The sequence below is a fragment of the Limnobaculum xujianqingii genome (genome assembly GCF_013394855.1).
Lineage (GTDB): Bacteria > Pseudomonadota > Gammaproteobacteria > Enterobacterales > Enterobacteriaceae > Limnobaculum > Limnobaculum xujianqingii.
In genome coordinates, this window is the sequence record NZ_JABMLK010000001.1 from 2,128,678 (window position 1) to 2,146,620 (window position 17,943).

The window sequence follows — 17,943 nt, forward strand, 5'->3', positions numbered from 1 at the left end:
CTCCCTTAATTACTCTTATCGGGCTTTTAGCCATCGAGCAAATATTCGTGTCATCATCGGCATCCAGAAATAGACCATTAATCCGGCGACGGTGGCATCATTCAGAAAGTGACCCGGCAAGGTCCCTTTCAGTTGAGGAAATAGAAATCCCCATATCAAAGGAACAACCAGAGTTGACGGGAAAATAACCGCAATAGAAATAATGAATTGTTTCCATTGTGCAGGTTTACTTACCCCTGCCTGAGGCGGTGTAAACCAGAATTCAGCGCCTGGCCGAACTTCTAACACATCATCTCCGGCCAGAATCGGCTTTATATCGACTACTAACTGTTTCCGCTCGGCCGACTGCGTCCAGCGGTACAGGTTATCCAGTGAATTAAAGCGGATTAATACCGTGTAGGTTTCGTCATCACCGGATGGACGTATGACGTTAACCCCCATATGACCTTCGAAATGCTGGGCAACAGGTATAATTCGCTGTAACCATTGCTCATAGTCAGATCGGTGAATAGTGTGAATTTTGTGGGTAATCACCAGCGTTGCTGGCTCAGAATTCGCCATCATAAAGAGATTTCCCTAAGAGAAGGGATGGCGCAAAGCGCCATCCGGGTGCATCACTTAGTGCGAGGCGCGGCTTTGTGTACCAGCGTATAAGCGTAGTCTACGCCCATACCATAAGCACCACTGTGCTCACGAACCAAATCCATCACCGCGTCATAAGTCTCTTTACGAGCCCAGTCACGCTGGTACTCCAGCAGGACTTGCTGCCAGGTCACCGGCACGGCACCGGCCTGAACCATGCGATCAATCGCACGTTCATGGGCATCAACAGAAGTACCGCCTGAAGTATCCGTCACAACATAAACTTCAAAGCCTTCTTTTAAAGCCATCAGTGCCGGGAAAGTCAGACAAACTTCCGTCCACAACGCTGAAATGATCAGTTTTTTACGACCAGTCGCTTTTACTGCTTCAACAAACGCTTTATCTTCCCATGAATTCATGGAGGTACGTTCGATTGGCTTGATTTCCGGATGTACAGCTAAAAGCTCAGGCCAGATATAACCGCTGAAACTTTCGGTTTCAACAGAAGTATAAATGGTCGGCACATTAAAAATTTTCCCCGCTTTAGCTAAGGCGACGGTATTATTTTTCAACTGCTGGCGGTCGATGTTGGCAACACCAAAAGACATTTGTGGCTGATGATCGATAAAAATGAGGGTTGAATTTTTTGGATCAATAAGTTCGTGAATAGACATGTTCATACCTTTTTCAAGAAACAAGAATACATGCAGCACTATTAAGAATAGTGCCAAATATTAAGTTAGCCATAAATTCAGCAACGCTTTACAAAATCATTAATAACTGCTGAATACGTTGACAAGAATACGCTTTAAAAAAGAAAAGGGAATAATCAATATCTTTCAAAAAATAGATTTCGAAAATAAGAAGATAGATATAACTTATTGTATTAACAGATAATAAAAATGTTTATTATTAAGTTCCGTCAACAGCCCTGAACAACAACATCAGCCTGACTGATGAATAATTTCTCAGTAAAAAACAACAAAAACATCAATAAATATCAATATAAACAAAAAGATAGAGAGCGTGCCTTACCTTAATCATAAAACATGCCTCTATCCTGTCACTAATCGCTGATTAACATACAACAGCACTGATATTCATACCAAAGAAGTCATTACTGTATTTATCTTTATTCATTTGATATTTCTTTAATGCTGCTTCTGTTCCCTCAGATAATATATGAACATTAGAGACAACAAATCCCTGATACAGTAATGAACTAATAACTTCACCACACTCTTTATCCTCTAAACATTGAGGAACAATAATTTCATCTTTTAATAAAAAAACGTAATGTTTATTATTCATATATCCTCCGCAATCGGTTATAAATGTTCCACCTGAATCCGGTTGTCAGTGGTAAGCTTGCTACCGGGTAATGTTTCATCGCGATAAGCGGATTACAGCAAAAGCCTGCTGTTATTTATAATGAATAATTATCCTCTGGTGATAACCAACAGGAATGGAATAATGGAAATACGCCAGTTGCATGCGTTTGTGGTGCTTGCAGAATCTCTGAGCTTCAGAGAAGCCGCGCAAAAACTGTTTATCACTCAACCTGCATTAACCAAACAGATCAAAGCGCTGGAGCAATCGCTGGGAGCGCCTCTGTTTACCCGCGGTCGCCATGGAGCCCAGTTGTCATCGTTTGGCCAACAGCTGTATGAAAAAGCCAAAGAACTGGTTGTTCAGGCACAAGATTTTAAGCAGTTTGCCCAAGAAAGTGCCCGTCAAATCAAGGGGAATCTGGCCATTGGCTATGGTTTGTCAGGAATAAAGCTAGTTCCTCAGTTAACCGCTCAGTTCAAAAAACGCTATGACAGCATTAGCATTAAACTGGTGGATATGACCTCCTCAAAACAGACAGAAGCGCTGTTGGAAAATCAGTTACAGATAGGATTTTTACGCCAGCCGGTACACGCCGGTTTAGAGTGCCGAACGCTGTTAACAGAAAATTTGGTTCTGCTGGTTAATCCTCGTTTTTATCCTTCAACCGAGATCAACGCACAAAACTATATTCAGCAACTCAATAAGCTACCTTTTATTCAAATAGCCACCGGATTTTGTGCCGGCTTCTCACACCTTTCTCATCAGATTGAAAAATTTCTGCACGCCAACAACCTGGCACCTAAAGTGATTCAATATGTTGAGGATATGCAAACCATGCTGGCGCTGGTTTCTACCGGAATGGGGGTTGGAATATTTCAGGGAAGTGCCGTTCATATCGCCCCGGCAGATGTGGATATTATTCCTTTATCCGGTGAGCACGCCAGCTGGAGTATGGGAATGTGCTGGAATGCAAAATTTGCCAATCCCGTCAGGGATATCTTTATCAATATGGTAATGGAACAACAAAAATCAATAATGGTGGCTAACAGCTAGCTACAGGTCTGTTGCACAACATGGATGACGCCCGGTGGAATGCCTTCTGGTAACCGATAGCTAACCCGGCAAGACTGCTCATGCTCCTTGCCCCACTGAACCAGCACATCACCATCCTGCTCCAGGCCGCTCAGAAAAACTTGTCCCTTTTCTCCAACCAAACTACTTTGGGGCTGTTCTCCGTTTTCCAGCGTTGCCACCGCTCCAAAAGGTACCGGCCCACCTTCGGTGCGCAATAGTGTCATCAGCACCCGATACCCCGGATAAATATCAAATTCAGTAACCACTACTGCCCCTCGGGTTGGAACCGTCGTACGTATCTGCTGGATAAATTGGTCATTTTCCACTTCCCCTAATGCGTCCAGCGATATCTGATTTCTGCGATAAGGCTGTACGCCGGGTAATACGCCATAACCCCGGAAATCGGTATAAACACCCGTTTGATTATTTACGTTAGCATCACTAAAACCTGGCGCTTTAATCAACGCTATCGTCTCCCCCAAAGGCTGAGACAAAGTAATGCCATCCCGATGTATGACCACTCCACCCGCTACGCCATAATTAAGTTTTTGGTTATAGTCATCATAGCTATAGGCGGTATTGGCTTCGCCATACCCTCCTTTGTAAGTCATCCCCAGATTACCGGTGGTATTACGATTGTTATGGTCATAGCCCGTTTGCGCGTTCCAGCTCAGTTTATTTCCCTCTAATCCACTACCGCTTAAGCCAGCATTTTGAGTCATTCCACCCTTTTTGCTGTTACTGATGTAGTAATTAGCACTGGTTCCTGAGCGCCAACGATCCAGAGGAATGCTGATATTTAGCGCAGAAATCTGGTCACTATCAGTATAAGTGGCCCCGCTACTCGCGCTGGTATTACGGCTATAGGTGTAGTTCAGGCCAAAACGAATACGATCCCAGCTAAAGTTATAGCCAATACCGGCGGAAGCTGTGCTGCTATTATTCCAGTAATCTTCATTGATAAAGCTAAGGGAAAGCGCACTGTCGCCTATCTTTTGAGAGACCAATGCCTCCTGACGGTTACGCTGGCGATTTTGGTAACTTTTACTGTTGTTGTAGCTCTCCAGCACATCTGTCAGGCCATAAAATCCATTGGTGGAGTAACGATACCCCGCCACCGTAACATTGGTGCCGGTTTGTAAAATGTTCTTGTTATAACGCGCACGGAAGGATTGACCCGTATAGTTTTGAATAAGATGCTCCCCCTGCCTGAGAGCGGATTTAGCCTGAGTAGCATCAATAGATAGCGCGCCAAAAATCCCCATGCTTTTACCAAAACCCGCTTGTAACGCATGATATTTACTACCGGCGATCTGGCTACCACCATAGGCTGTCATTCCCCAGGGCAAACCATAACTTCCGGTCAATTGAGTAAAGACTGTTGCTTCAATGCTATTGTTGTAAGAACGATATTGACCGGATGTCAGGCTATATTTCATTACCCCCTCACGTAGCAACATGGCTAATGAAGCATAAGGCACCAGTAGATGCTGCTCGCTTCCATCCGCCTCTTTAATGGTGACATCTAAGTCCCCGGAGCTACCGGTAGGATAAATATCATTAATTTCAAATGCGCCAGGAGCAACATGCGATTGGTAAATCACATAACCGTTCTGACGAACCGTCACTTCAGCATTACTGCGAGCTATCCCTCGTACTACCGGAACATAACCGTTTAAGCTATCGGTAACCATATCATCATCAGACATAATCTGAATGCCGCGAAATGGCACGCTATCAAACAGATCAGAGGGGGTGTTGCTGTCACCAATCGTCAGCTGGCTTTTCAGGGTGTGGATATCCCGCATAACGTAACTATAAATGGACTCCCACTGCTTATCCTGATTGCTGCTGTTCCAGGTCGAGTAGTTGCGAAAACGCCATGCGCCAAGATTAATACCTGGCTGTAAGCTAATAAACTGCGAGTCCGCAGCGGAGTTTGGGCTGACGATATTATGTACCCCGGCCAGACTATAATTAAGCAAAACAGCATTAATACCGTCATCCCAGCGATCTACAGGAACATATCCACTGGGTACATTGGTAATAGCCTCTGCGGGTAAGCTGATATTTAAACGCTGGGCGCTAAATTGTAATACTGCATGGGCTTGGGGTATGGCCAACAGGTTCATGCATGACTCAGTACTGGTTTCGTCTGGCTGTAGTTGAGGATAAATATTAACGTTAATCCCCAATTGCTTAAGATTCTCCAGACTAAAGCAGGGCAGCAGGCTACTTTCACCTTCAGAGTTTTCTCGCAGTTGAAAAGGGACGTACCAGGTATCAATCATTTTGTCGTTGATATAGATATCAACATAGTAGGTATCACCCGGCTGAAACCGATGATTTGTTGATGCATTCGCCTTACTTGAGCCGGCCATATCCCTGGACAGAAAAGCGGGATTAAACGCATCTTCTGCAAAGGTACGGGGTATAGTGCATGTGGTTACAATGAGTAACAAAATAAAAACCATAGTCCAATAGCTATGATAAAGCCTGTAATATAACCATCTATTAATCCTTGTATTTCTACTCAATACTAATCATTCCTTGTCTGATAAAATTATTATTTTGATAATGATTCTTAATAATATGCGTTATAAAAGATAATAATAAATTGTTCCAGAAAATGATTCCCGATTCAATAAAGAATTAATTCATACCATTTAAATTAACAATGCTGTAATAGTTAATTTAAATATAACTCCTGAACAACACACAAAAAACAAACACTAAATGATAAATAATCTCTTTTTTAATAAATAGATAAGTAGTGTTTTTAAATAAAAGCAAATAAGTAAGCGCCTTATATAAGACACTTACTTAAAATAATGTTATTAATATTTAGCAGGCAAATGATTTAATTTAATTAACCGCCCCTTTTTCAGGGTAATATAGCCTCCGGTTTTTAAATCTGATAATACTTTCATAATATAGCTGCGAGACAAATTAGTACGTTCCTGAATAAACTCAGCAATATTAATGCTATAGCGTTTTTCCTCTGGCAACTGATTAAGCTGAAATAGCAAGTGACGAACGACCAGATATGAGCTCTTAGTGTGGGCGTAACTATCGCGCCACAAGAAAACCGCATGATAGTACGACAACACTGCGATAACATCTAACCAACAATGCTCTTTTTCCACTGCCTGATAAAATGCATTACGTTCAACAAGTTCAATATCGCAAACGCTGTTAGTACGCAAATAGCAAAAACGTTGAAAGGTTTCACTCATTGGCAAACCAATAAGTTGACGATTCTCACTTGAGAATAACAATAGATCGTCAGACTTCCTTCTTAATTCAGCTTCACCTTGATAAAAGATAGTGATATCAGGCCCATCATTAGGAATTATTACCCCTGGCTTAATAAGTTCTCTTTTCCCCATTCCTTGCACTAAGGACATAAGACTAATAATGGTCTCTTCGGGTCTTTCTGGTATAGGAAGCATCACTCTTATCCCTGAATAATGTATTTTTATAATGGGTTCAATTAATAAACATAGTTATCCGAGTATGTCTGAGCTTAATTTAACCGAATTAAATAGAATATAAAAGCGTTAAACAATAGAGTGAATTATCTGGCTGTTTATCATTCTGATATCTAAATAACATTCAGCGCTTATTGCCTTAGATTCCTTGCCGTGCCTCATATTTATATCACTAGCTACTATTGTGTGTGGTCATTCTGAGATAACATATCAAGAAGAAACAGAATCGATCCTTGCTCAGAAACACCATCCCCACAATATTCAGCAGTATTTAAAGGATTATCTATATGGATTTACTACGGTTTATATTGCGGCTTCCCTTCACACTTCTGCGAGCGGTTTGGTGGACTATCAGTGCCATCTTTCGCCTTGTCAGTAAGATTCTGTCCCCCGTTATTGGACGCGTCCATTGGCAATTGCCACGCTGGTCTAAATTCGTTGGACAACTATTTACAGCTACGGAAACCTGGGTAAACCGCCATCCTAAAGGAATATCTCTGGCTATCGTTTTGCTTGCTGCCGTGGGAGGTGCTTCTGTTTATGGCTATCACTGGAACCTTAATCGTCCTAAGCCGATAGAACCAGCACCGATGGTTTATCAACAAACCGATATTCGTGTTATTTCTCCCCGCGCTTATGACTATACATCAGCCAAACCATCACCTCAGCGCGTTACCCTGCGTTTTTCACATTCTTCAGCACCCATTACGCTGGTTGGTAAAGCGATAACACAGGGTATTAGCATAACGCCTGCAATAGAGGGTGAATGGAAATGGGAAGATGAAAGAACCCTGGCCTTTACTGCCAGCAAAATTTTACCTATGGGCCAAAAGTATCAGATAAAACTGGATGCTGACAAACTGGTTGCTCCGCAAACTAAGCTGAATAACACCAGTTATGATTTCACTACCGTACCCTTTAACTACAACCTGAATCAGGCTGAGTTTTATCGCGATCCGCAAGATCCACAGAAAAAAAGCGCCATCTTTACCGTGAGTTTTAATGCACCGGTTGATGTGGTCAGTTTCGAAAAACAACTTTCTTTATCCCTGCTACCTTCCCAACCGCTGAAATACTCGGTGGTTTACGACGATAAAAAAATGAAGGCCTGGGTACATTCAGAATCGCTGTCGTTACCGGATAATGCCGGTCAGGTAAAACTGCTGGTTGGTAAAGGAGTAAAATCTACCGTTACTGCTAACCAGATTGAGCAGGCACAAAGTAATTTGGTCAATGTTCCTGGCCTGTATAGTTTGCAATTAACCGGCGTAAATGCCGTATTGGTCGATACGGATAATGGTAAAAGCGCCAAAGCGCTGATCGTTGAAACCAACGATAATGTTAATGATAAAGCCATTAAAAAGTCAGTCACCGCCTGGTTATTACCACAACATAATCCTGAAGATGATAAGCAGAATCTGCAGCCAACCGATTTTTACAGTTGGAACCTCGAAGTGATTGATGAAAAGGTCATGGCGCAATCTAAAGCTTTGGCCCTCACTTTGAATGATACTGAGCAAGAAAATCAATCTGTCTTCAGCTTTGCTTTTGATGCACCGGCTAATCGTTCGCTGCTGGTAGAAGTTGAAAACAATATAACCTCTGCCGGAGGTTATAAGCTTAAACAGAAGCAGTATCGGGTTATTACCGTACCGGATTACCCTAAAACTTTACGCTTTATGTCGGAAGGCTCCCTGCTTTCGATGCACGGGGAAAAACATATCACCGTTGCCGCTCGCAATATGCCGGGTTTACAGCTGGATATTAAACGGGTTATTCCCAGCCAGCTACAACATATCGTCTCATTTAAATACCGTGAGTTTAGCTCTGTAGATTTCCGTCGTTTAGACAGTGAATATTTTACCGAGCACTTTACTCATCAAACCGCGTTGAAAAACGAGCAGCCGGGTGAAATTAACTATCAGGGTATCGACCTTTCCCGCTATCTGACCAACGATCCTAATGCTAAACGCGGCATTTTCCTGCTGACCCTTAGCCAATGGGATCCGGCGAAAAAAGCCAAAAAAGAAGACGTGGAATATGACGGTAACGATCCTGATGCGATTGCAGAAGAGTCCGATGAAGAACAGGAAGAGAATCCAACGCTGGATTCACGCTTTGTTGTCGTTACCGATCTGGGAATTATCACCAAGAAGTCTCTGGATGGATCTCGTGATGTGTTCGTTCAGTCTATTTACTCCGGCAGCCCGGTTGACGGGGCTAAAGTCTCAGTAGTAGGCAAAAATGGTGTTGTACTGTTAAGCCAAACCACCAGCAACGATGGTCATGCACGTTTCCCGTCACTGGAAGAGTTCCGCAATGAACGTTCTCCAGTCATGTTTCTGGTTGAAAAAGAAGGCGATGTTTCCTTCCTGCCAACTACCGCTTATTACGACCGTGAGCTGGATTTCTCCCGCTTCGATATTTATGGCGAAGAAAACCCAACCGACCCAAGAACGTTAAACAGCTATCTGTTCTCTGACCGTGGCGTATACCGTCCGGGCGATACCTTTAATATTGGTTTAATTACCCGTACCGTGGACTGGAAAACTTCGGTAGAAGGCATTCCTCTACGGGCAGAAATTCGCGATCCACGCGATACCATTATGGGGACAATTCCGCTAACGCTGGATAAAGCCGGATTTAACGAACTCAGTTACACCACCAGTGAAAACTCACCAACCGGTGACTGGAGTATCTATCTGTATCTGGTGGGTAAAGATAACAGCAGTTCCCGGCTGTTAGGCAGCACCACCGTTAAAGTGAAAGAGTTTGAGCCAGACAAACTGAAAGTTGAGCTGAAGCTAACGCCAGACCGCCGTCAGGGCTGGGTTAAACCACAAGAGCTGAAAGCAGCAATTAATGTACAGAACCTGTTTGGTACACCGGCTCAGGATCGTCGGGTAACCTCTAAACTGACATTACGCCCTATTTACCCAAGCTTTGGCCAGTTCCCGGATTACATGTTCTATGAAAATCGCCACAGTGATGAAGGATTTGATACCGAACTGGAAGAGCAGACCACTGACGCAGAGGGTAATGCAGATATTCCTTTAGGCATCAACTCTTATGCCGCAGCAACCTATCAGCTACAGCTGGTTTCTGAAGCATTTGAAGCCGGTAGTGGACGTTCGGTCAGTGCCGCCGCACGAGTTATCGTTTCACCTTACGATTATCTGGTAGGCGTAAAAGCCGATGGCGATCTGGACTATATCCACCACAATGCGGTGCGTCATCTGAACATCATCGCAATTGACCCTCAGTTGGCCTCTATTCCGCTAACGGACGTCAAAGTTTCGCTGGTTGAGCAAAAATATCTGTCGGTCCTGACCAAACAAGACTCTGGCGTATATAAATATCAGTCCAAGCTGAAAGAAGAGACAATTTCAGAACGGCCAATGTCCATCGCGGCACAAGGTTCTGACTTTACTCTTGATACCAGTAAGCCGGGCAGCTTTGTCTTAGTGATTAAGGATGCCAACGATAAAGTGCTTAATCGGGTTGACTATACGGTTGCGGGTAATGCCAATATTTCCCGCTCTCTTGACCGTGATGCCGAACTGAAAATGAAGCTGGACAAGACACAGTACCTGCCGGGTGAAGAGATAGAGATTGCTATCAATGCGCCTTATACCGGTAGCGGTATCATTACCATTGAGCGCGACAAAGTGTATAGCTGGCAGTGGTTCCATTCTTCCACGACCAGTTCTATCCAGAAGATTCGCGTACCTGCGGAGATGGAAGGCAACGGCTATATTAACGTACAGTTTATCCGCGACATTAACTCTGACGAAATCTTTATGAGCCCGCTGAGCTATGGCGTAATGCCGTTTAAAATCAGCCATCAGGCTCGTCAGGCGAAAATGACTATCGACTCGCCAAACGTGATTAAACCGGGCGAAACCCTGGCCATCAAAGTCACCACCGATACGCCACAGCGAGTTGCGGTGTTTGCAGTTGATGAAGGTATTCTGCAGGTTGCTCGCTATCAGTTAAAAGATCCGTTGGATTACTTCTTCCGTAAGCGCGTTCTGAGCGTTGAAAGTGCCCAGATACTGGATCTGATACTGCCTGAATTTAGCAAGATCATGTCGCTAACCTCAGCACCGGGCGGGGATGCCGCTGAGAGTGTTGACCTGCATCTTAATCCGTTTAAACGTAAAAGAGATAAGCCAGTGGCCTACTGGTCTGGTATTACCGACGTTAACGGTGAAGTGACCTTTAACTATCCGGTTCCTGACTACTTCAACGGCAAGATTCGGGTAATGGCTATTTCTGTTACTCCGGAACGTATTGGCCGTGCGATGAACTACACCACCGTACGCGATGACTTTGTGCTAACGCCAAATCTTCCAATGATGGTTTCACCAGGGGATGAATTTGACGTCAGTCTGGGAGTAGCCAATAACCTGACAGACCTCAACGGTGCCAAAGCCGATCTGAAGGTGTCTATTACCCCACCACCTCAGCTACAAATCGTCGGTGAAGCAGAACGAGTATTAACACTGGCAGAGAAGCAGGAAGGGTTGGTTACCTTCCGTCTGCGCGCTCAGGATAGCCTCGGTAACGCCTCTGTGGTGTTTAAAGCGGCTTATGGTGATAAATCAGCTCAACGCACGGTTAGCCTCTCTCTGCGCCCTGCTATGCCATACCGTACCCAAACCGTGATGGGTCGTATGGATGGTTCACAGCAGAGCGTGAAGGATATTCGTCAGATGTTCCCGGCATTTGCTCAGCGCGATGCCAGTGTAAGCCACTCACCGTTGGTACTGACTAATGGTCTGGCGAAGTACCTTATCGATTATCCGAATAATTGTTCAGAGCAGATCATCAGCCGGGCGGTTCCTCTGCTGTTCCAGAATAACCATCCGGAAATGCAAGGCACATTAAGCCAGGCTGAAGTTCGCAATCAAATTAAGCAAACTCTGACGGTACTGCTATCACGGCAGAATAACCGGGGAGCAATTGGTGGATGGCGCTCAACGCCAAATCCTGATTCGTTTGTTACCCCTTATGCCGTGCAGTATATGCTGGAAGCAAAAGCTGCTGACTATCCGGTTCCTGAAACACTACTGAAGTCAGCTAACGTTTATCTACGCAGCCTGGCTGCAAATGATGCTTTCCGTAGCCTTGGTGAATTGCGTTTACGCGCTTTTGCCGCTTATCTGCTCACCAGACAGGGCGAGATCACCACGAATGAATTAGCGGCGATTCAGAGTCGGCTACAAAATAACTATCCGGAACGTTGGCAGCAGGACCTGAGCGCGCTGTATCTGGCAAGTGCTTACAAAATGCTGAAAATGGATCAACAGGCCGATCAGTTACTACAACCAACCTGGAAACTGCTCAGCAAGGCTTATGATAAAGCCTGGTGGACACAAAGCTATCTGGATCCGCTGGTTCAGGACAGCACTCGTCTGTATCTGATTACCCGCCACTTCCCGGAAAAAGCGGCACAGATTCCGCCACAACTGCTGGAGAATATGGTATTGACGCTGAAGGCAGAGCGCTACACCACCCTCTCTTCCGCCATGAGTATTTTGGCTCTGGAGCAATACTCATCATTAGTCGCGGCCAATGCCGATGCGACGAATGGATTAACGATTAGCGCCAAAACGGGTCAGGATGGTACAGCACCACAGGTAATCTCTACCCTGATGGGCTTTATTGCTAAAGCGCAGTTTGCCGAAGGTACACAGGAAGTTCTGTTTGATAACCCGGCGAATAAGGCACCAGCCTGGTATGTGGTTACACAATCGGGTTATGACTTACAGGCACCAAAAGAGGCTATCGCCCGTGGGTTAGAAATCACCCGTGATTATACCGATGAGAAAGGTCAGCCGATTACTCAGGTCACTCTGGGGCAAAATCTGTATGTTCACCTGAAAATTCGGGCCAACTCCGCAGAAGGTCTGGATAATCTGGCGATTGTTGATTTATTACCAGGTGGGTTTGAAGTAGTACAGCAAACGCCACAGGCTTCAAACGGTGAAGAAGAGAGTGAAAACACTAACGATGTCTGGTTATCGCCAATCAGCGTAAGTGGCTCCAGCTGGCAGCCGGAATACAGCGATATTCGTGAAGATCGCGTGCTGATTTATGGTAGTGCAACCAATAAAGTACAGGAATTCATCTATCAAATTAAGCCAACCAATACCGGTGTCTTTACTGTTCCACCGGCTTATGGTGAAGCTATGTATGACCGTGAAGTTCAGGCGCTTTCTGTTGGCGGTACTACGCTGACCGTTACCCCACCGGCGGCAGAAAATGCCGCCGCCCAACTCTCACAGTAAGAGGATAAAACGCTTACTGTGAGCCGTTTATGCAACACAATGGGTAGCCGGGTAGTGAATGCGATACGCAGGCAACTACAACCGGTTACCTTTAAGCGTCACCTGCAAAATCTTCTTATGGGAGTGTTTTTGCTGGCGCTGTTTTGCATCGGTTTTCGCCTCTGGCCCCATCCCCCGCTTTCGCAAGGCTTACCGCTTTCTACCGCCTATTATGATCGCCATGACTCGCTCCTGCGTTTTTCTCTGGCTAATGATGACCGTTACCGACTGTGGACCAAACTGGAAGATATTTCACCGTTGGTGGTGGAAGGCATTCAACTGCACGAAGATCGCTGGTTTAATTATCATCCGGGGTTTAACCCTTACAGCCTGATTCGCGGCTTCTGGGTTAGCTATATCAGCGGAGGGCGGCAACAGGGTGGTTCAACGCTAACCATGCAGTTAGCCAGAATGCACTGGCAGCTCAACACCAAAACTCCTCAGGGTAAACTGGTGCAAATTATACGGGCCATTCAACTGGAACTCAGCTATTCAAAACGCGATATTCTGGAAGCCTATCTGAACTATGCTCCTTATGGTCGCAATATTGAAAGCATCGGTGCCGCCAGCCTTATCTACTTTGATAAACAACCTAAGGATCTGACGCTGCCGGAAGCACTAACTCTTGCAGTTTTACCCCAATCCCCCAGTTATCGTATTGATGCCAATACTGGCATTGTTGGAGAAGCACTAACCAAAGCACGCAACCAACTTTACCAGCGCTGGCAGGTAGAACATCCAGCAGATAACAGAATGTCAGCCCTGTTTCAATTGCCACTTTCTTTGCGTCAGCCAGAAAAGCTGCCTTTCGTCGCTCCTCATTTTGTTGAGCAAATACAGCAAAATAAGCAGCGTCGGGCAATAAACAGTCAAAGCGTTACCACCACTCTGGACAGTAACTTACAGCTGCTGGTAGAAAAACAGGTTAACGCCTTTATTGAGCGCAACCAGAACAAAGGAATACACAACAGCGCAGTTTTATTGGTTGATACGCGGGATATGGGGATCAGAGCCATGGTTGGTTCTGCCGATTACCATAATCGCAAAATTCAGGGGCAGGTTAATGGAACCAACGCCAAACGCTCCCCCGGTTCAACACTAAAGCCGTTTATTTATGCCCTCGGCCTGGAACAAGGTATTCTCCACCCGATGACCATACTGAAAGATGTGCCTTCATCTTTTGGTGCTTATGCGCCAGAAAATTTTGACCGTCGCTTTCTTGGCCCAATTTCAGCCACAGATGCATTAAACTACAGCCGCAATATCCCCGCGGTTTATATCTCTTCGCGCCTGAAACAGCCTAATCTTTACCAATTTCTACAGCTGGCTGGCATCTCAAATTTGGCTAGTGAAAAGCATTATGGCTTATCTTTGATTTTAGGCGGTGGTGAAATTACCGCTCAGGAGCTGGCCCGACTCTATTCCATGTTGGCTAATCGCGGTGAGCTAAAACCTTTGCGTCTGGAACAATCGACACCAACCAATTCATCAGTACGCCTGCTAAGCAATGAAGCCAGCTTTATCACTCTGGACATGCTGAGCCAGCACCGCAGGCCGGGAGATACACTGGCCCAACAGCCAACCTCGCTGCCGGTTTACTGGAAAACCGGTACTTCATGGGGGTTCCGCGATGCCTGGAGCGCCGGAATCTTTGGCCCCTATGTTTTGATCGTCTGGCAGGGAAATTTTGACGGTAAAGGCAATAATGCCTTTATTGGAGCTGACGCCGCAGCTCCGCTGTTTTTTAATATTATCGATAGTATCCAGGCTGACTATCCGGCATTAAAAGAGCCCGGCCGGGGAATGCCACCGAACATTAAGCAGGTGGAAATTTGTCTGGCCAGCGGCGATTTACCAACGCCCTGGTGCCAGCGCAAAGGAAAGACCTGGTTTATCCCCGGCAAGTCGCCGATTAAGGTGGATACCGTTTATCGACCTGTGATTATCGATAAAGCCAGCGGTCAGGTTGCCTGCCCCCCTTATCGGGATGAAGACGTCACTACCGAAATATTTGAATTCTGGCCTTCAGATTTAGCTAATGTATTTGCACAGGCCGGATTACCTAAACGTACGCCGCCGTCTTCCGCCCATTGCAAAATAAGTGGTGTAATCACTACCGGGCAAGCTCCGCGTATTACATCGCCATTACGCAATACCACCTACACCCTGCGTAATGTTAAGCAACGCAATGACCCTATCGTTTTTAGCGCGATTACCGATGCTGATACCAAAGTCATTTACTGGTTTGTTGATGATATCTATCTGGGAAATACCGCCAGTAAACGCACCATTGAATGGCGACCGGTTACCAGCGGACGCTATCGGGTACGCGCCATAGACGATCGAGGACGAGCAGACAGCAGAACCCTGAACGTTGAGCTGATTAACTAGATTAAGCTTCTGCGCTTTCCCGTTCAGATTGTTTAACCTTTTCCGGCCAGACCAGAAAACCCGCCAACAGCAGTGCCAGTGCTGCAACATACAGTGCGGGTTCCAGCCGATGAGTTAATGCAGTAGACAGCGCAGACAACATTGGGCCAACCAACTGCCCCACCGCATAGCCAGTTGTTAGCAACCCCGCCATATAACGGGCATAGTCCGGAGCCAATTCTCTGCCATACTGCAAAGCGAGCTGAACCACACACAAAAACGCGCCACCAACCAAAGTTGCCCCTATCACCAGTCCACTAATTCCCGGCACCAGTTCAGCACAGACAATACCAATAGCCTGTAACCAAAGAGCAATGGCTAAACGAACTGGCGTTGGGGTACTGAAATAGTGGCGAGTCATAATGCCAATGGCAATCCCTACCACCGAAGCCGCCCCAAAAACCGGCCAGACAAATTGAGCAAACAGACTATCCGGAAAACGTTGAACTGCCATTTGAGATAAGAACGTAGCCGGGAGAATATAACCGAACCCCGCCAGACTGTAACTGAGGACCAGACGTTTGACTTTTCGCGTCATCACTAACGGAGACTGAACAACACCACTGGCTCGATGTAACTCACCTTTACGTGGAAAATTGATGGTAACGCAGGCAACTAAAACCAATGCGATACAGCCATAACCAAACCAGGCCGTTTGAGCATTCCAGCTAAAGGTATGGAACAATACCGCCAGCATCCCGCTAAGAAAAATCCCTGCTCCCGGCCCGGCAAATACTGCCGCTGCCAGCCCTGGTTTTCCTAACGTTAATAAGCGTTCATTGGTCCAGGCAGCAACCATCACCAAGCCCCAGCCGCTGGCCCAGCCAATAGCAAAACGAATCAGGCTATGCCAATAAATACCGGATACCACCCCTGACAGCAGCGTCAGCAACACCGCCCCCCAAACACCACCCCACAAACGATATTCCACATGGCGGGAAGAACGCATGGCATCATAAGAACCGCACAAATATCCCAGATAGTTAAAAGCCGCGACAATACCCGCCCCAGTGAGAGAAAAATCACCTTCAGCCAACATCAAAGGAACCTGAGGCGTAAAAGCAAAACGCCCAATTCCCATCGCCACCACCAAAGCAATAAATCCACTGAAAGCAATGCGCAACGCCATCGTTGTCTCCCGATATGTTTAAGACAGCGGTATAACTATAGTTGAGATTCGAAGCAGAAATAGAAACGAAAGGCGAGCATGAGAGGAATATCACTTATTGTTCATTGGGTAGCCATGCTTTCATCTTTCATAGTACGCCAGAATTCAGCCTACAACAGAATGGGAATAGCAGTACCCAAATAACAAAAAACCAGCTTTAAGCTGGTTTAGAATTTCTAGCAAAATCAATCGGAGGGAGAGACCGCCGTTGGGGTCGTAGCAGCTTTAGCTGCCGAAGTGCCCCTAGGCGGGCTAGGCCCGACGCGCTCCAGGCCTAAGTACTGATGGTCTTCCGGCCGGGCATAACGGCAATATTTGCAACATCGTTATTACGGCCGGAATATTCTCGAAATCAAAAACGTTCTGATTCAAAAAAATATTCTAATCCGCCGACTTCTGCGCTCTCATCGTATACAGAATCCGTCCTTCACCTAACGACCGGTATTCAATATCACGATTTGGTTTAGCAAATCCGCCTTCTTGTCCCTGATAGCTGGCAAATTGAACATCACGAGTCTTTGAATTACCAAACGGGTTTCTTCCTGTATTGCCGCTATTACTTGCAACACGGGTATTATCATAGCCACCGTTAGGTAAATTGAAGTTATTCACCAGAATCAAATCGCTGGAAAGTGGATCCACAGCACGGTCATTGACTCTCAACTCATAGTGCAGGTGAGCACCTGTGCTGCGACCTGTATTACCCGATAATGCAATCTTCTGGCCACGGCTTACTTTTTGCCCCGGCTGTACCATCAGCTTACTTAAATGCATGTAATACGTTTCGTAGCTGTTCTTATGGCGAATCACAATATAGTTACCAGCAGAAGGACTGTATTTAGCAATAACCACTTCACCCTCTCCCGTAGATACTACGGTTGAGCCAATGGGCATTGAAAAATCAATTCCTTCATGTGGAGCACGCTTACGTGTAACCGGATTTAAACGAGAAGGATCAAACTGAGATGTCACTTTAAAAGGCTCAGCGGTCGGGTAGCGGAACATCGTGCTACTACTAGGACCAGTGGCTAAGCTATATGATTTAGCATCAGCAATTTTAGTTGAAGACAATCTTTCAGATGATACTTTAGCGGTTTTAGTTTTTGCCGTTTTAGTACTGGTAGATTTAGTTTTCGCCGTTTTAGTTACGGAAACTTTTTTCTCTGATGCTTTGGTTTTTGTACTCTTGGTACCTGACGATTTAGCGGTAGACGCTGTCTTAGTACCAGAAGTTTTAGTATTCGATGTTTTAGCGTTAGACGTTTTGCTATTAGCCGACTTAACAGAAACTTTCGCTGTTGAAGCTTTAGTTGATTTGCTACCAGAACTACTGCTCTGAGAAGCGAAAGAACTACTTGTTACCAATAACAGACAGCATCCAATAGCCTGATAAAATCGCTTATTAGAAACTTTCTTAATTATATTAAATCCTGCTGACATTGCACCTGTACCCCACTACAAACATCCATTTTATATTGTGGATTCCGAATCAATAATAAACTAAGTGTGCATTGTGCACTATTCGAGCCAAAAT

At 45.4% G+C, this 17,943-nt stretch carries 11 protein-coding genes; 4 read left to right on the top strand and 7 right to left on the bottom strand.

Annotation, left to right across the window (positions count from 1 at the left end; all coding sequences use genetic code 11):
- Window positions 1-15: 15 nt before the first annotated feature.
- From GOL65_RS09720 to GOL65_RS09730, 3 genes are all read right to left on the bottom strand, one after another.
- On the bottom strand, window positions 16-561 hold the full coding sequence (locus GOL65_RS09720; RefSeq protein WP_140919869.1) for an antibiotic biosynthesis monooxygenase: 546 nt from the start codon (window positions 559-561) through the stop codon (window positions 16-18).
- A gap of 53 nt (window positions 562-614) precedes the next feature.
- Complete coding sequence (locus GOL65_RS09725) at window positions 615-1,256, bottom strand: hydrolase (RefSeq protein WP_130590376.1); 642 nt, start codon at window positions 1,254-1,256, stop codon at window positions 615-617.
- A gap of 403 nt (window positions 1,257-1,659) precedes the next feature.
- Window positions 1,660-1,893, bottom strand: coding sequence for a hypothetical protein (locus tag GOL65_RS09730; protein WP_140919823.1), 234 nt, complete (start codon window positions 1,891-1,893; stop codon window positions 1,660-1,662).
- 162 nt (window positions 1,894-2,055) lie between these two features.
- On the opposite strand from GOL65_RS09730, the gene GOL65_RS09735 reads away from it, so the two are divergent.
- On the top strand, window positions 2,056-2,967 hold the full coding sequence (locus GOL65_RS09735) for a LysR family transcriptional regulator (RefSeq protein ID WP_179038296.1): 912 nt from the start codon (window positions 2,056-2,058) through the stop codon (window positions 2,965-2,967).
- Here the strand turns inward: GOL65_RS09735 and GOL65_RS09740 are convergent.
- The gene (locus GOL65_RS09740; protein ID WP_140919821.1) at window positions 2,964-5,462 is read right to left on the bottom strand and encodes a fimbria/pilus outer membrane usher protein; all 2,499 of its coding nucleotides are present in this window, start codon (window positions 5,460-5,462) and stop codon (window positions 2,964-2,966) included. The two genes, GOL65_RS09735 and GOL65_RS09740, sit on opposite strands and share 4 nt — an antisense overlap.
- Before the next feature lie 363 nt (window positions 5,463-5,825).
- Entirely contained in the window at window positions 5,826-6,440 is a 615-nt protein-coding gene (locus GOL65_RS09745) for a helix-turn-helix domain-containing protein (protein WP_140919820.1), read from the bottom strand.
- Between the two features lie 326 nt (window positions 6,441-6,766).
- On the opposite strand from GOL65_RS09745, the gene GOL65_RS09750 reads away from it, so the two are divergent.
- Window positions 6,767-12,772 (top strand): alpha-2-macroglobulin family protein, encoded by a 6,006-nt coding sequence (locus GOL65_RS09750; protein ID WP_179038298.1) that lies wholly within the window; start codon window positions 6,767-6,769, stop codon window positions 12,770-12,772.
- Between the two features lie 39 nt (window positions 12,773-12,811).
- The gene (pbpC, locus tag GOL65_RS09755) at window positions 12,812-15,202 is read left to right on the top strand and encodes a penicillin-binding protein 1C (protein WP_140919868.1); all 2,391 of its coding nucleotides are present in this window, start codon (window positions 12,812-12,814) and stop codon (window positions 15,200-15,202) included.
- Window position 15,203: 1 nt separating this feature from the next.
- Here the strand turns inward: pbpC and GOL65_RS09760 are convergent, their stop codons facing one another.
- Window positions 15,204-16,370 carry a YbfB/YjiJ family MFS transporter gene (locus tag GOL65_RS09760; protein ID WP_140919818.1) on the bottom strand — a complete coding sequence of 389 codons (1,167 nt, stop codon included), beginning with the start codon at window positions 16,368-16,370 and terminating at the stop codon, window positions 15,204-15,206.
- A gap of 420 nt (window positions 16,371-16,790) precedes the next feature.
- Window positions 16,791-17,414, bottom strand: a complete 624-nt coding sequence (locus GOL65_RS22585; protein ID WP_407657474.1) for a peptidoglycan DD-metalloendopeptidase family protein — start codon at window positions 17,412-17,414, stop codon at window positions 16,791-16,793.
- 19 nt (window positions 17,415-17,433) lie between these two features.
- Here GOL65_RS22585 and GOL65_RS22195 point away from each other — a divergent pair, with 19 nt between their 5' ends.
- Entirely contained in the window at window positions 17,434-17,748 is a 315-nt protein-coding gene (locus GOL65_RS22195; RefSeq protein WP_228723082.1) for a hypothetical protein, read from the top strand.
- Window positions 17,749-17,943 lie beyond the last annotated feature (195 nt).

Coding starts and splice junctions, on each gene's coding strand:
- GOL65_RS09720 (WP_140919869.1), bottom strand. CDS start 561: ATGGCGAATTCTGAGCCAGCAACGCTGGTGATTACCCACAAAATTCAC.
- GOL65_RS09730 (WP_140919823.1), bottom strand. CDS start 1,893: ATGAATAATAAACATTACGTTTTTTTATTAAAAGATGAAATTATTGTT.
- GOL65_RS09745 (WP_140919820.1), bottom strand. CDS start 6,440: ATGCTTCCTATACCAGAAAGACCCGAAGAGACCATTATTAGTCTTATG.
- pbpC (WP_140919868.1), top strand. CDS start 12,812: ATGGGTAGCCGGGTAGTGAATGCGATACGCAGGCAACTACAACCGGTT.
- GOL65_RS09750 (WP_179038298.1), top strand. CDS start 6,767: ATGGATTTACTACGGTTTATATTGCGGCTTCCCTTCACACTTCTGCGA.
- GOL65_RS09740 (WP_140919821.1), bottom strand. CDS start 5,462: ATGGTTTTTATTTTGTTACTCATTGTAACCACATGCACTATACCCCGT.
- GOL65_RS22585 (WP_407657474.1), bottom strand. CDS start 17,414: ATGTTCCGCTACCCGACCGCTGAGCCTTTTAAAGTGACATCTCAGTTT.
- GOL65_RS09760 (WP_140919818.1), bottom strand. CDS start 16,370: ATGGCGTTGCGCATTGCTTTCAGTGGATTTATTGCTTTGGTGGTGGCG.
- GOL65_RS09725 (WP_130590376.1), bottom strand. CDS start 1,256: ATGTCTATTCACGAACTTATTGATCCAAAAAATTCAACCCTCATTTTT.
- GOL65_RS09735 (WP_179038296.1), top strand. CDS start 2,056: ATGGAAATACGCCAGTTGCATGCGTTTGTGGTGCTTGCAGAATCTCTG.